Origin of the sequence: Pseudolysinimonas kribbensis (genome assembly GCF_039531715.1) — a bacterium.
GTDB classification, from domain to species: Bacteria; Actinomycetota; Actinomycetes; order Actinomycetales; family Microbacteriaceae; genus Pseudolysinimonas; species Pseudolysinimonas kribbensis.
Window position 1 is genome coordinate 895,710 of record NZ_BAAAQO010000004.1, and the last position, 12,735, is coordinate 908,444.

The 12,735-nt window shown below is 70.8% G+C and carries 15 protein-coding genes; 7 read left to right on the plus strand and 8 right to left on the minus strand.

The features are described 5' to 3' along the window. Positions 1-7: 7 nt before the first annotated feature. Both msrA and msrB read right to left on the minus strand, forming a co-directional pair. Positions 8-526, minus strand: a complete 519-nt coding sequence (gene msrA / locus ABD285_RS15040; RefSeq protein ID WP_284254812.1) for a peptide-methionine (S)-S-oxide reductase MsrA — start codon at positions 524-526, stop codon at positions 8-10. Beyond that, positions 523-990, minus strand: a complete 468-nt coding sequence (gene msrB, locus ABD285_RS15045; RefSeq protein WP_344203272.1) for a peptide-methionine (R)-S-oxide reductase MsrB — start codon at positions 988-990, stop codon at positions 523-525. The genes msrA and msrB overlap by 4 nt, the downstream gene beginning before the upstream one ends. Before the next feature lie 162 nt (positions 991-1,152). Between msrB and ABD285_RS15050 the strand changes: the two genes are divergently transcribed. From ABD285_RS15050 to ABD285_RS15070, 5 genes are read left to right on the plus strand one after another with little or no spacing between them, the layout of a single operon-like run. Further along, positions 1,153-2,259, plus strand: coding sequence for a fatty acid desaturase family protein (locus ABD285_RS15050; RefSeq protein ID WP_284254811.1), 1,107 nt, complete (start codon positions 1,153-1,155; stop codon positions 2,257-2,259). Between the two features lie 32 nt (positions 2,260-2,291). Then, positions 2,292-3,578: a sensor histidine kinase gene (locus ABD285_RS15055; RefSeq protein ID WP_344203274.1), complete on the plus strand. Its 1,287-nt coding sequence runs from the start codon at positions 2,292-2,294 to the stop codon at positions 3,576-3,578. Beyond that, the gene (locus ABD285_RS15060) at positions 3,575-4,267 is read left to right on the plus strand and encodes a response regulator (protein WP_284254808.1); all 693 of its coding nucleotides are present in this window, start codon (positions 3,575-3,577) and stop codon (positions 4,265-4,267) included. The genes ABD285_RS15055 and ABD285_RS15060 overlap by 4 nt, the downstream gene beginning before the upstream one ends. Beyond that, positions 4,267-5,358 (plus strand): DNA glycosylase AlkZ-like family protein, encoded by a 1,092-nt coding sequence (locus tag ABD285_RS15065; protein ID WP_284255717.1) that lies wholly within the window; start codon positions 4,267-4,269, stop codon positions 5,356-5,358. Before ABD285_RS15060 ends, ABD285_RS15065 begins: the two co-directional genes overlap by 1 nt. 17 nt (positions 5,359-5,375) lie before the next feature. Next, positions 5,376-5,726: a TraR/DksA family transcriptional regulator gene (locus ABD285_RS15070; protein ID WP_344203276.1), complete on the plus strand. Its 351-nt coding sequence runs from the start codon at positions 5,376-5,378 to the stop codon at positions 5,724-5,726. A gap of 77 nt (positions 5,727-5,803) precedes the next feature. Here the strand turns inward: ABD285_RS15070 and ABD285_RS15075 are convergent, their stop codons facing one another. The 5 genes from ABD285_RS15075 to ABD285_RS15095 all read right to left on the minus strand — a co-directional run bounded on the left by ABD285_RS15075 (position 5,804) and on the right by ABD285_RS15095 (position 10,262). Continuing rightward, the gene (locus tag ABD285_RS15075; RefSeq protein WP_284254806.1) at positions 5,804-6,739 is read right to left on the minus strand and encodes an NADP-dependent oxidoreductase; all 936 of its coding nucleotides are present in this window, start codon (positions 6,737-6,739) and stop codon (positions 5,804-5,806) included. A gap of 26 nt (positions 6,740-6,765) precedes the next feature. Further along, positions 6,766-7,563, minus strand: coding sequence for an amino acid ABC transporter ATP-binding protein (locus ABD285_RS15080; RefSeq protein WP_284254805.1), 798 nt, complete (start codon positions 7,561-7,563; stop codon positions 6,766-6,768). Beyond that, complete coding sequence (locus tag ABD285_RS15085) at positions 7,560-8,501, minus strand: amino acid ABC transporter permease (RefSeq protein ID WP_344203278.1); 942 nt, start codon at positions 8,499-8,501, stop codon at positions 7,560-7,562. Before ABD285_RS15085 ends, ABD285_RS15080 begins: the two co-directional genes overlap by 4 nt. A gap of 7 nt (positions 8,502-8,508) precedes the next feature. Further along, entirely contained in the window at positions 8,509-9,417 is a 909-nt protein-coding gene (locus tag ABD285_RS15090; protein WP_284254803.1) for an ABC transporter substrate-binding protein, read from the minus strand. A 95-nt stretch (positions 9,418-9,512) separates the two neighbouring features. Then, positions 9,513-10,262, minus strand: a complete 750-nt coding sequence (locus ABD285_RS15095; RefSeq protein ID WP_284254802.1) for an alpha/beta hydrolase family protein — start codon at positions 10,260-10,262, stop codon at positions 9,513-9,515. A 218-nt stretch (positions 10,263-10,480) separates the two neighbouring features. Here ABD285_RS15095 and ABD285_RS15100 point away from each other — a divergent pair, with 218 nt between their 5' ends. Continuing rightward, positions 10,481-10,942 (plus strand): pyridoxamine 5'-phosphate oxidase family protein, encoded by a 462-nt coding sequence (locus tag ABD285_RS15100; RefSeq protein WP_284254800.1) that lies wholly within the window; start codon positions 10,481-10,483, stop codon positions 10,940-10,942. Positions 10,943-10,963: 21 nt separating this feature from the next. On the opposite strand, the gene ABD285_RS15105 is transcribed toward ABD285_RS15100, so the two are convergent. Then, complete coding sequence (locus ABD285_RS15105) at positions 10,964-11,542, minus strand: dihydrofolate reductase family protein (RefSeq protein WP_284254799.1); 579 nt, start codon at positions 11,540-11,542, stop codon at positions 10,964-10,966. A 152-nt stretch (positions 11,543-11,694) separates the two neighbouring features. On the opposite strand from ABD285_RS15105, the gene ABD285_RS15110 reads away from it, so the two are divergent. Next, positions 11,695-12,705 carry an RNA polymerase subunit sigma-70 gene (locus tag ABD285_RS15110; RefSeq protein ID WP_284254798.1) on the plus strand — a complete coding sequence of 337 codons (1,011 nt, stop codon included), beginning with the start codon at positions 11,695-11,697 and terminating at the stop codon, positions 12,703-12,705. The last annotated feature ends 30 nt before the right edge of the window (positions 12,706-12,735 follow it).

Here is a 12,735-nt window from a genome sequence, read left to right on the forward strand (position 1 = left end):
CCGCGGGCTACGCGGTCGCGGACTCCTTCTTCGGCAGCTTCCAGTTCGGCCGCACGTAGTGGCACGTGTAGCCGTTCGGGATCTTGCGCAGGTAGTCCTGGTGCTCCTCCTCGGCCTCCCAGAAGTCGCCCGCCGGAACGACCTCGGTGACGACCTTGCCGCGGTGGATGCCGGCGGCGTCGATCTCCGCGATCACCTCGCGGGCCGTGGCCTCCTGCTCCGGGGTCGTGAAGAAGATCGCGGAGCGGTAGCTGCGGCCGACATCGTTGCCCTGTCGGTTCAGCGTGGTCGGGTCGTGCAGCTGGAAGAAGAACTCCAGCAGCTCCCGGTAGCTGAACTTCTCGGGGTCGAAGATGACCTCGACCGACTCGGCGTGGTCGCCGTGGCGGTAGTAGGTGGCGTTCTTCGTGCTGTCGTCGCCCGAATAGCCGGTGCGGGTGGAGATGACGCCCGGGGCGGAGCGGAGGAGCTCCTGGGCTCCCCAGAAGCAGCCGCCCGCGAGGATCGCGCGCTCGGTGGTTGTCATGATGCGACCTCCTGGGTCGTGTCGGTGGTGAAGAGGGATGCGAACTCGCCGTAGCCGGCGGGCTCGAGCTCGTCGACGGGCACGAAGCGCATCGCCGCCGAGTTGATGCAGTAACGCAGGCCGCCCTGGTCGGCGGGGCCGTCGTCGAACACGTGGCCGAGGTGGCTGTCGCCGTGGGCCGAGCGCACCTCGGTGCGCCGCATCCCGTAGCTGTTGTCCGACTTCAGCACCACGTTGGCCGGGTCGACCGGCACGGTGAAGCTCGGCCATCCGGATCGGCTGTCGTACTTGTGGATCGAGGCGAACAGCGGCTCGCCCGACACGATGTCGACGTAGAGCCCGGCGTCGTGGTTGTCGACGTACTCGCCGGTGAACGCGGGCTCGGTCGCGGCGTTCTGCGTCACCGCGAACTGCTCGCGGGTGAGCTTCTGAATGGCTGCGGGGTCCTTGCGGTACTCCGTCATGCTGGCCTCCTGTGGTCCTGGGCTCCGATCGCGGGGCCCGATGAGTACAACACCGGAGCGCCTCGCGACGTTCCCGGATGGCGCGACCCCCTACCGCGGTAGGGGGCGAAGTGCGCTCCGCAGCGGGACGCGCCCCGGCATCCCGAAATCTACCGTCGGAGTATGTCCACCCTCGTCGCCCCCGAACGCCCCGCGGATCGCCCCATCCGCACGACCGGCTCACGCCAGGAGCGCAACGCCAGCGACTACAAGGAGCTGATGGCGCTCGTCAAGGCGGAGGGTCTGCTGAAGCGCCGCCCGATCTGGTACGCCGGCCGGGCCGCACTCATGATCGGCCTGTTCGCTGCCGCCTTCGCGGGGCTCTTCGCCCTGGGCTCCTCGCCGTGGGTGCTGCTGCTCGCCGCCGGCTTCGGCCTGCTCTTCACCCAGTCGGCCTTCTTCGCGCACGACGGCGCGCATCGGCAGATCTTCAGCTCCAACAACCGCAACGAGTGGTTCTCGCGGATCGTCGGCAACGGCGTCGTCGGACTCAGCTACGGCTGGTGGATGAACAAGCACACCAAGCACCACACCAACCCGAACAAGCTGGGCAAGGACGGCGACATCGACTCCAACGCGATCGTCTTCACGCCGGAGGCCGCCGCGGAGCGCGCGGAGCGGGACGGGCTGTCCGCCCTGCTCATGCGCTATCAGCACCTGTTCTTCGTGCCCGTCCTGCTGCTGGCCGGTCTCGAGCTGCACCGCAACGCGATCCTCGGTGTGCTCGGCCGCACCCAGATGAAGCACCGCTGGGTCGAGGGTGCACTCCTGGTGCTGCGCCTCGCCGGCTTCCCGACCATCGTCTTCATCGCCTGCGGCCCCCTCATGGGACTCGCGTTCCTCGGTATCCAGGTCGCCGTGTTCGGGCTGACGATGGGCGGCAGCTTCGCGCCGAATCACAAGGGCATGGCCATCATCCCCGCTGGCCTGGAGATCGACTTCCTCCGCCGTCAGACCCTCACCTCCCGCAACATCACGGGCGGACCCGCCGTCGCGATCGGCATGGGCGGGCTCAACTTCCAGATCGAGCACCACCTGTTCCCGAACATGCCGAGCATCAACCTCGGCCGCGCCCGACGGATCGTGCGCGCCTACTGCGCCGAGAAGAACGTCAGCTACACGGAGACCACGTTCATCGGCTCGTACCGCATCGTGCTGCGCTATCTGAAGCGCGTCGGCATCCGGCACGCCGACCCGTTCGAGTGCCCCCTCGCGGCGCAGCTCCGGTGACCGTCCCGCCGCTCATGCGTATCGTGGTGCGCATGGCGGGAGCCGCGGGAGGCCCTCAGGCCGGCGGCGATCGCGACGGCGGCGCCGTCGGCGAGCGGGTGGCCCGTCGCTCGACGCAGCGCGACGCCTGGATGCGCGTGGGAGCGGTCGCCGCCGGCGTCGCGCTGCTCGTCGTCGGCAGCATTCTGGGCTCCAGCATCTATCGCGGCCCCCTGCTGTTCGTCTTCCTGTTCACCGCGGCGCAGGCCGGAGCGCTCGTGCTCGCGACGGTCCGACCGCGCACGGCGGCCATCGCCGCGCTCGTGGCCTCCGCCGGCATCATGGTCGTCGCGCACGGGGGGTTGTCGCCCTGGCCGTGGTCGGTCACGACCCTGATCACGCAGGCGCTGATCGTGGGCACCATCGCGTACCGCGTCCGCTGGGTCGAGGCCGTGATCGGCGTCGTCGCGAACCTGCTCGTCTCCGGTACGATCGCGATGCTCTTGCCGACGGCTCGCAGCGCCGAGTCGGTCGGCGTCGACCTGGTGGTCTTCACATCGACCGCGGGAACACTGCTCGCAACCGGGATCGTGCTGCAGCAGCGGCGTGCCATCCGCGTCCAGTTGGCTCGCGAGCGGCGGGTCAGCGAAGAGGAACGGGCCAGGCGGCTGGTCGCCGAGGAGAAGACTCGGATCGCGCGCGAGCTGCACGACGTCATCGCCCACAGCATGTCGGTCATCAACGTGCAGGCGTCGAGCGCGCCCTATCGGCTCGCCGACGTCGGGCCCGATGTGCGCCAGGAGTTCGAGCAGATGGCCGCCTCGAGCCGGCGGGCGCTCGCGGAGATGCGGTCGCTGCTGAGCGTGCTGCGCGAGGATGATCGACCGAACGAGCTCGCGCCGCAGCCCGGACTCGCGGCGATCCCCGGCCTGATCGCCGCCGTCGACCGCTCGGGCACCTGGATCAACCTGGAGTGGGTCGGCGAGTTCGGCGATGAGGGGGTCCGCCAGATCGTCGGCCTCGCCGCGTATCGCATCGTGCAGGAGGCGGTGAGCAACGCGCTGCGCCATTCCCCGGGCTCGCACATCGACGTCCGATGCACACGGGAACCCCAGGGGCTCTCGCTTCTGATCACCAACGGGCCCGCTCGACGACGCGGCGTGCCGGTGCCCGGCGGAGCAGGCAACGGCCTGGTCGGCATGCGCGAACGCGCCACGAGTCTCGGCGGCACTCTCGAGCATCACGGGCTGCCGGCCGGCGGATACGTGGTGCGCGCGTGGTTGCCGCTGGACCCGAAGGCGCCCGTCGACCACTCCGACGAGCGGACCGATGCCGCATGAGCATCCGCATCGTCATCGCGGACGACCAGGCCATGGTCCGTGCCGGGTTCAGCGCCCTGCTGCACGCCGACCCCGGCCTCGAGGTCGTCGGCGAGGCGGCCGACGGCGCCGAGGCGGTCGCGATCGTGCGGCAGACGCATCCGGATGTCGTGCTCATGGACGTGCGGATGCCCCACCTCGACGGCATCGCCGCGACCCGCGCCCTCCTGCAGAGCGGCGACCCGGGGATCGCGCCCGTGCCGCGGGTGCTCATGCTGACGACGTTCGACATCGACGAGTACGTCTACGAGGCGGTCCGGGCGGGCGCGAGCGGCTTCCTGCTGAAGGACGCGCTCCCCGAGGAGCTGACCGCGGCGGTGCACGTCGTCGCCCGAGGTGACGCGCTGCTCGCCCCGAGCGTCACGCGTCGCATGATCGAGCATTTCGTCGCCGCAGCGGCACCGCGCTCCGAGCCGCCGGCTCTCGACGAGCTCACGGATCGCGAGCGGGATGTGCTGAGCCTGGTGGCGACAGGCCGCTCCAATCGCGAGATCGCGGCCGACCTCGTCATCGCGGAGCAGACGGTCAAGACCCACGTCAGCCGCATCCTGGGCAAACTGGGCCTGCGGGATCGCGCTCAGGCCGTGATCGCGGCGTACGAGTCGGGCCTCGTGGTCGCGCAACCGCGCGAGGGGCGCGAACCGCCGTGATGGCGCCGCACCGGCTCACGCGCGATGACGCGCGGCGGATCGTCGTGCGTGCGCAGCTGCTCGACGCGGAGCGGCCGGGCGACGTCGTGGAGGTCGCCGAGCAGCTCGGCGCGATCAAGATCGATCCGACGCGGATCATCGCCCCGTGCGAGCACACCGTGCTGTGGAGCCGCATCGGCTACGCCTACGAGCCCGGGCAGCTGAGCAAGGCGGTCGAGCGCGATCGGCTGCTGTTCGAGTTCGACGGCGCGTTCCGCGCGATGAGCCTGCTGCCGCTGATGCTGCCGGCGATGCGCGTCTGGCCTCGGCGCGAGAGCACCCGGCAGTGGCTGGAGGCCAACGACCGGTTCCGCCGGGATGTGCTCGCCCGCCTGCGCGCGGACGGCCCGCTGCTCGCGAGCGAGATCGATGACACTGCGCAGGTGAGCCGGGCGCCGGACGGGTGGTCGGGATCCAACCAGGTGCCGATCATGCTCGACGTCCTCAGCCGTCAGGGCGTGGTCGCGATCGTCGGCCGGGAGGGGCGGCACCGCCGCTGGGATCTCGCCGAACGGGTGTACCCGGGCGACCTGCCGGAGCTCGATCCGGATGAGGCGGCGCGGCAGCTGGCCGAGCGGCGCCTGCAGGCGGCCGGCATCGCGAAGCAGAAGTCGCCGTGGTCGGGTGTCGGCACGGCGGGCGAGGCCGCGACCATCGACGGGCTCGCCGGCACCTGGCGGGTCGACCCCCGCCAGCTCGCCGCGCTCGAGGACGACGCCGGCGGGCGGGTCGCATTCCTGAACCCCTACGACGGGATGCTGTTCGACCGTCCACGGCTGCGTGACGTGTTCGAGTTCGACTACGTGCTCGAGCAGTTCAAGCCCAAGCCGCAGCGCAGGTACGGGCTGTTCGCGCATCCGATCCTGCTCGGCGACCGCTTCGTCGGCATGCTCGAGGCCGAACTCGACCGCGCCGAGGGGCTGCTGCGGGTGCAGGCGGTGCACGAGTTCCTGCCGTTCGAGGTCGAGGAGCTCGACATGGTCCGCGCCGAGATCTCCGAACTCGCGCAGTGGCTGGGCGCCGCGGTCGCCGAGGGGCGCCGCGAGCGCTGACCGCGCAGACTGAACGGGTGGATGCCGAGACCGCCCGCGCGCTCATGGCGCGCCGCCGCGACGACATCCGCGGTCGCCTCGACGAGGTCGACCGCCGCCTCGCCGCGGTGCGCGAGGCCCGCGGCGACTGGACCGACGAGGAGCACGACCCGGAGGGTTTCGCCCTGACCCACGAGTGGTCGCAGGCCGAGGGAGCCCGCGTGCGCCTCGGGGCGACGCTGCGCGAGCTGGAACGCGCCGGGGATCGCGTCAGCGAGGGCAGCTACGGCCGCTGCGCCGTCTGCGACGCCGAGATCCCCACGGCTCAGCTGGAGCTGCAGCCGGAGCGCACGGCGTGCGTCGCGTGCGTCGACCGGCGCCGCCGCTGACGCGCGCTCATCGGTGAGCGCGCCGCCGCGGCGGATCGTGATGAACCGCGGGTCGCGCGGATTCGGGAGGATCGGCACTAATCCGCGACGCGGATGATCGTCTTGCCCGGCACGCGGCGCCCGGCGGCGAAGGCGTCCGGCGCCTCGGCGAGCGGGCGCACCTCGCCCACGATCGGCCTCAGCCGGCCGTCGCGCACCCGCTGGGCGAGATCGGCGAGCCGGGCACGGTCGGGCTCGACGACGAAGAAGATCGCACGGCCGCCGGCCGGCTGCTCGCGCGGGGGCGCCGCGATGGTGACGAACGTGCCGCCGGGGCGCACCAGCGCGAGCGATCGGGATCCGATCTCCCGGCCGATCACGTCGAGCACCACGTCGACCGGGCCGACCGCGTCGAGGTCGTCGCCGTCGAGGTCGACGAATTCGTCGGCACCCAGGCCGAGCACCGTGTCGCGGTCGCGGGCGCGACCCGTGCCGATCACGTACGCCCCGGCGTCGTGCGCGAGCTGCACGGCGATCGAGCCGACCCCGCCGGCCGCACCGTGGATGAGCGCCGACTGCCCGATCTCGAGCCGCCCGTGGTCGAACAGCGCCTGCCACGCCGTCAGCCCCGAGATCGGCAACGCCGCCGCGACGGTGTGGTCGATGCCCGCGGGAAGCGGGGCGAGGTTGCGCGCCTCGACCGCGACGAGCTCGGCCAGCGAGCCGTCGCGCGCCCAGTCGGTGAGGCCGAACACCCGCTGCCCGACGGTCAGGCCGGTCGTGCCGAAGCCCAGCCCGACCACGACGCCCGAGACCTCATGCCCCGGGACGCTCGGCGTGCGGTCGCGTCCGGCGCGATCCGTCCAGGTGGCGGGCCAGTCGAGCTCGCCGGGCGTGAAGCCCGCCGCGTGCACGCACACGACGACATCGTTCTCCGCGGCGTGCGGCTCCGGGAGCTCGGCGAGCGTCAGGCCGGCGACGCCGGCCTCGCGATCGCTGACGGTGACGGCTTTCATCATGCGCTGCGTGTCCATGCCTCCAGGATCCTCCGGAAGCGCGCTCAGAGCACCTTTGACAGGAACGCCTTCGTGCGCTCATGCTGCGGGTTCGCCAGCAGCTCGCGCGGTGCACCCGACTCCACGACGACCCCGCCGTCCAGGAACACCATCGCGTCGCCGACCTCGCGTGCGAACCCCATCTCGTGCGTGACGACCACCATCGTCATGCCCGTGTCCGCGAGCTCGCGCATGACGTCGAGCACCTCCCCCACGAGCTCGGGGTCGAGCGCGCTCGTCGGCTCGTCGAACAGCATGAGCTTCGGATCCATGGCGAGCGCCCGGGCGATCGCCACCCGCTGCTGCTGACCGCCCGAGAGCTGCGACGGATAGTGGCCCGCGTGGGATGCCAACCCCACCCGCGCGAGCAGGTCGCGCCCGCGCTCCAGCGCGTCGCGTCGCGACATCCCCTTCACCGTGGTCGGCGCCTCGGCGATGTTCTCGAGCGCCGTCATGTGCGGGAAGAGGTTGAAGTGCTGGAAGACCATGCCGATGTCGCGCCGCTGCCGCGCCGCCTCCGCCGGCTTGAGCTCGTAGAGCTTGTCGCCCCTCTCGCGGTACCCGACCAGCTCGCCGTCGACGTAGAGCCGCCCGGCGTCGACCACCTCGAGATGGTTGATGCAGCGCAGGAACGTCGACTTGCCCGAGCCGCTCGGCCCGATGACGCACATGACCTGCCCGCGCTCGACCCGCAGCGAGATCGACGTGAGCACCTCGTTGCCACCGAAGCGCTTCGAGACCGCGACCGCCTCGACCATCGGCCGCGCGGCATCCGGGGTCGTCGCGCGCTGGACCGGGGTCATCGCACACCCCCGACGCCGCCGACGATGACGGGGGCATCCGGATCGTTCTCGATCGCCGGGCGGCCGCGCCCGATGCCGCGGGAGAACCGCTTCTCGAGGAAGTACTGCCCGACCATGAGGATCGAGGTGAAGAAGAGGTACCACAGCGACGCGACGATCAGCAGCGGGATCGGCACGAACGTCTCGGCGGAGATGTCGCGCGCGCGCCCGAACAGGTCGAGCGAGAACGGCACCGCCGCGACGAGCGTGGTCGTCTTGAGCATCGAGATGACCTCGTTGCCGGTCGGCGGGATGATCACCCGCATCGACTGCGGGATCACGATGCGGCGCATGGTCTGGCCCCACGACATCCCGAGCGCCTTCGCCGCCTCCTCCTGGCCGGCATCGACCGAGAGCAGTCCGGCGCGCACGATCTCGGCCATGTAGGCCGCCTCGTTGAGCGACAGCCCGACCACCGAGATGAAGAACAGCGGCGGCACCCAGTCGATCTTGATGACGTCCCAGGTGTGCACGAACGGGATGCCGATGATGATCGAGTTGTAGATCAGCGTGATCAGACCCCAGAACACGAGCTGCACGTAGACCGGGGTGCCGCGGAAGATCCACAGGTACACCCACGAGACGGCCTTCACGACCGGGTTCGGCGAGAGCCGCATGATCGCCAGGATCAGGCCGAGCACGATGCCGATGACCATCGAGTAGACGGTCAGCTGCAGCGTGATGAGCGCCGCCTGGCTGATGCGCTGATCGAAGAGGTACTTGCCCACGTCCGGCCAGTCGAACGCCGTGCGCTGCGCGGCGTCGAGCACGAACAGCACGACGAGGAGGATCAGGATCACGGCGACGGTGATCCGCCCGGGATGGCGCAGCCGCACCGCCCGGATCGCCTCGCCCGAGGGGACGGCGCTGTCCCCCCGGGCGCCCTGCGAGTCGGTCATGACCGACTTACTGCTTCGAGGCGGCGTTGACGTCGGCCGCGGTCACGGCTCCGTCGTCGACGCCCCACTTCTGCAGGATCTTCGTGTAGGTGCCGTCGTCGATGAGCGCCTGCAACGCGTTCTTGATCACGTCGGTCAGCTTCGAGCCCTTGTCGACCGCGAACCCGTAGGGCGCCACGTCGAACGTCGTGCCGGCCGCCTGGATCTTGTCCTTCTGCTTGCTGATCGCGTACTCCGTGATCGGCGAGTCGGCGCTCATCGCGTCGACCTGGCCGAGCACGAGCGCGTTGGTCGCCTGGTCCTGGCCGTCGAACTTGAGCACCTGGATGGCGGCCTTGCCGGCATCCGTGCACTTCTTCGACTTCGCGGGCACCTCCTCGGTGTCCTCGTACGTGCCCGCCTCGACGGCGACCTTCAGCCCGCACGCGTTGTCGGGGTCGACGTTCTTGCCCTTGGCCGAGGCCCACAGCACGCCCGCGCTGTAGTAGTTGACGAAGTCGACCTGCTTCTCGCGCTCGGTGGTGTCGGTGAACGACGAGACGCCCAGGTCGTACCGCCCGCCCGTGATGCTCGGGATGATGTTGTCGAACTTGGAGATCGTGTAGTCGGTCGTCACGCCGAGCTTCGCGGCGATCGCATCGGCGAGGTCGACGTCCCAGCCGATGACCTTGCCGTCGCTGTCCTTGTACTCGTTCGGCGCGTACGTGGCGTCGATGCCGATCGTGAGCTTGCCGGCCTTGGCGATGTCGCCGGGCAGGGTCTTGGCGAGAGCCGCGTCCTTCGTGACGCCGTAGGCGTTCTTCTGGCCGGTGTCGCCGCCCGAGCCGCCGCTGCCACCGCCGCTGTTGTCGACGCACCCGGCCAGCAGCAGCGCTGCCGCGACCGCCGCAACCGGGAGAATCAGTGCCTTGCGCATGTGAGGACCTTCCTGATGGGGGATATCTGCCGCGCGTGTGCGCGACCGCTGTCGATTCCGCACGCTCGTGGCATGCGGCACCATGACCACTGAATCTATCCGCCCTGCGATCCCAGCTGGGCGACCAGTCGCCTCGTCGACTCGTCGATCTCGGCCTGCGGGACGCGGCTGTGCGGTCCCGGCACGGCGCGCAGCACCTTGTCGGCGGAGCCGAACGCGTCGAACAGCGCGAACCCCGACTCGCGGTCGATCTCGGGGTCGTCCCACGACAGCACGTACTGCACGGGCACCGTGACCCGTCGCGCCGCCTCGACGAGCCCCGGGCGCGCGAACGCGGCGCCGAACACGGCGGCCGCGATGCGCCGGTCGGCGGCAGCGAGCCGGATGCCGATCTCGGTCGCGAGCGTCATGCCCGTGTAGCCGGCTCCCCCGGTCAGATCGATCCCGGGCATCCGCTCGAGCGCGTCGAGCACCGACCGCCACTCGGGCACCGCGCGCTCCGCGATGGAGGCGTTGAAGTCGGCCACGAGGTCGCCGAGGGGCTGCCCCGCCGCGCGGGCCACCTGCATCCGGTCGACCCAGGCCTCGTCCTCGGGCGAGCGCGCGCGATCGCCGTGGCCGGGCGCGTCGATCGCGACGACGTGGATGCCGTACCCGGCGGCGAGCACGCGGGCACGCGCGACGAGGCCGCCCGCGCTCTTGTGGAGTCCGCCCGGATGACCGGACAGCACCACGGGGGCGGGCTCGCCGACGTGCGCCGGTGACCAGAGGATGCCGGGGACGTCGCCCTGGACGAACCCGCGTTCGATGACGCCGTCGAGCGTCGATTCGGAGATGAGATGCATGAGAGTGCCTTTCGGGAATCACCATTCGGTGCTCCCGGTGACCCTCAGATCACGCGACGGCCCGTGCTGGCGACGGAGCACCCGACTTCTCGTTCATCGGGCATCACCTCCTCGGCCTGCGACACGGACCCGGGAACGTTACCGCATGTCGGTCCGCACCGGGCTCGTCGGACGCTGAGATGGGACATCGACGGACATCGAAATGCGAGGAGGACCTCATGCCGGACCTGACGGACATCGATCGCATCGTGGGCGGCATCCGCTACCTCGTGCTGGCTACCGCCGACGCGGACGGCACCCCGTGGGCCACGCCCGTGTTCTTCGCACCGCTCGGCCGCGACGGCGTGTGCTGGGTCTCGTCGGCCGATGCGCGGCACTCCCGCAACATCGCAAAGCGCACCTCCGTGGCGATCACGGTCTTCGACTCCACCGTGGCGATCGGCCACGCGGAGGCCGCCTACTTCGAGGCGGACGCGGCGGCGCTTCCGGCCGGGGAGACCGGCCAGGCGCTGGAGGCGCTCAACGCCCGGCTCCCCGAACCGAAGCGGATGACGGCCGACGACCTGCTGCCGGTGGGCCCGCTGACTGTCTACCGGGCGACGCTGCGGCGCCGGTACCTGCTCGTGCGCGGCGGGAACCAGGAGTTCCGCAACGTGCTCGACATGACCGTCGAGGTCTGATCGTCGTCCCGACGTGCCGGATCAGGCGTCGCGCACGACCTCGTAGGTGAGTGCGCTGAGGTTGCGGCCGATGGGCCTCGCCCCCTGCAGGCGCAGCGCGGTGGCGGTGCCGGCGTCGTCGAAGAGCCGCTTGCCGGTGCCGATCACGAGCGGGAAGACGATGAGCCGGAACTCGTCGACCAGCCCGTTGTGCAGGAGCGTCTGCACGAGCTGCCGGCTGGCGTAGACGACGATGTCGCCCGCGATCCGCTGCTTGAGCCTCGACGCCTCCTCGACCACGTCGCCGCCCAGCACCGTCGAGTTGACCCAGATCGGGTCGGTGAGGGTCGACGAGACGACGTACTTCGGCAGGGCCCGCAGGCGCTCGGCCCAGTCGCCGGGGGCGACGTTCCAGCGCGGACCGAAGTAGGCATCGGTGCGCCGTCCGATCAGCAGCGCGTCGGCGGCGATGGCCTCGGAGTACTCCAGCTCCGCCCACGCCGCGCGGTCCTCGGCCATGCACCGGTCGAACCAGCCGCCGTATGCGGAGCCCTCCTCGCCGGTGGGGTCCTCGACGACGCCGTCGAGCGTGACGTTCTGGCTGATGACGATCTTTCCCATGGTGTTCTCCCTGTGCGGGTACGCCCTCGTGACGTACAGAGGTGCAGACACCGCGGGTCGGCGGAATCGGGCGCCGGCACCGCCCGATTTCCGCCGCCGGCGGTGTCACCACCGGTGGACACCACTCACGACCGACGAGGAGCGATGCGACAATGACGACGGTGATGCCGGAGGAGCTGCTGTCGCGGGCCCGTGCCGGCGACGATCGGGCCTTCCGTGAGATGACCCAGCCGCATCTGCGTGAGCTGCAGGTGCACTGCTACCGGATGCTGGGCTCGTTCCACGACGCCGAGGACGCGGTGCAGGAGACCCTGCTCACCGCGTGGCGGGGCCTCGGCGGCTTCGAGGGGCGCTCGTCGCTGCGCACCTGGCTGTACGCGATCGCGACCAACCGCTGCCTCAACGTGCGGCGTGCGGCCGGCCGGCGCCGTGCGCGGGAGTGGGACATCCCCGGAGTGCAGCCGCCCGAACCGACGCAGCTGGGAGAGGTGCCCTGGCTCGAGCCCTACCCGGACGCGCTGCTGGACGGCACCGCTCGCGAGCCCGGTCCGGAGGAGAGCTCCGAGCGGACCGAGTCCATCTCGCTCGCCTTCATCACCGCGCTCCAGCTGCTGCCGCCGCGGCAGGTCGCCGTGCTCATCCTGCGCGACGTGCTCGGCTTCCCCGCGAAGCAGGTCGCCGACATGCTCGGCGGCACGGTGGAATCGGTCGCGAGCGCGTTGAAGCGGGCGCGGGCGAACCTGCGGCGCACCCTGCCGGGCGAGGGGGCGCGCGAGGAGCGGGCGGCATCCGCATCGTCCGCCGAGACAGTCGTCGTGTCGAGGTTCGTCGCCGCCTACGAGGCCGGCGACCTCGACGCGCTCGTGGCGCTGCTCACGGACGACGTGTTCATGTCGATGCCGCCCATGGCGCTCGAGTACGTCGGCCGCGAGCTCGTCGGCCGGTTCTGCGCGCTGCTGTTCGCCGCCGGACGCCGCTACCGCCTGATCGCGACCCGCGCCAACGGGCAGCCCGCGTTCGGCATCTACGTGCACACGCCCGACGGCCTCGTCACCTCCGGCCTGATGACGATCACGATCGCCGGCGACCGGATCGCCGCGATGAGCCGCTTCGAGAACACGGTCATTCCCGCGTTCGGGCTCGCGCCCACGCTGCCCGCGTAGCGACCCCGCCCGCTCTTGCGTTTTCGCGGG

Excerpts from the sequence above, each read along its gene's own strand:
- ABD285_RS15065 (WP_284255717.1), top strand. The coding sequence starts at position 4,267 with ATGGCGCCGCACCGGCTCACGCGCGATGACGCGCGGCGGATCGTCGTG.
- ABD285_RS15110 (WP_284254798.1), top strand. The coding sequence starts at position 11,695 with ATGACGACGGTGATGCCGGAGGAGCTGCTGTCGCGGGCCCGTGCCGGC.
- ABD285_RS15095 (WP_284254802.1), bottom strand. The coding sequence starts at position 10,262 with ATGCATCTCATCTCCGAATCGACGCTCGACGGCGTCATCGAACGCGGG.
- ABD285_RS15085 (WP_344203278.1), bottom strand. The coding sequence starts at position 8,501 with ATGACCGACTCGCAGGGCGCCCGGGGGGACAGCGCCGTCCCCTCGGGC.
- ABD285_RS15080 (WP_284254805.1), bottom strand. The coding sequence starts at position 7,563 with ATGACCCCGGTCCAGCGCGCGACGACCCCGGATGCCGCGCGGCCGATG.
- ABD285_RS15100 (WP_284254800.1), top strand. The coding sequence starts at position 10,481 with ATGCCGGACCTGACGGACATCGATCGCATCGTGGGCGGCATCCGCTAC.
- ABD285_RS15050 (WP_284254811.1), top strand. The coding sequence starts at position 1,153 with ATGTCCACCCTCGTCGCCCCCGAACGCCCCGCGGATCGCCCCATCCGC.
- msrA (WP_284254812.1), bottom strand. The coding sequence starts at position 526 with ATGACAACCACCGAGCGCGCGATCCTCGCGGGCGGCTGCTTCTGGGGA.
- ABD285_RS15090 (WP_284254803.1), bottom strand. The coding sequence starts at position 9,417 with ATGCGCAAGGCACTGATTCTCCCGGTTGCGGCGGTCGCGGCAGCGCTG.
- msrB (WP_344203272.1), bottom strand. The coding sequence starts at position 990 with ATGACGGAGTACCGCAAGGACCCCGCAGCCATTCAGAAGCTCACCCGC.
- ABD285_RS15055 (WP_344203274.1), top strand. The coding sequence starts at position 2,292 with ATGGCGGGAGCCGCGGGAGGCCCTCAGGCCGGCGGCGATCGCGACGGC.
- ABD285_RS15075 (WP_284254806.1), bottom strand. The coding sequence starts at position 6,739 with ATGGACACGCAGCGCATGATGAAAGCCGTCACCGTCAGCGATCGCGAG.
- ABD285_RS15105 (WP_284254799.1), bottom strand. The coding sequence starts at position 11,542 with ATGGGAAAGATCGTCATCAGCCAGAACGTCACGCTCGACGGCGTCGTC.
- ABD285_RS15060 (WP_284254808.1), top strand. The coding sequence starts at position 3,575 with ATGAGCATCCGCATCGTCATCGCGGACGACCAGGCCATGGTCCGTGCC.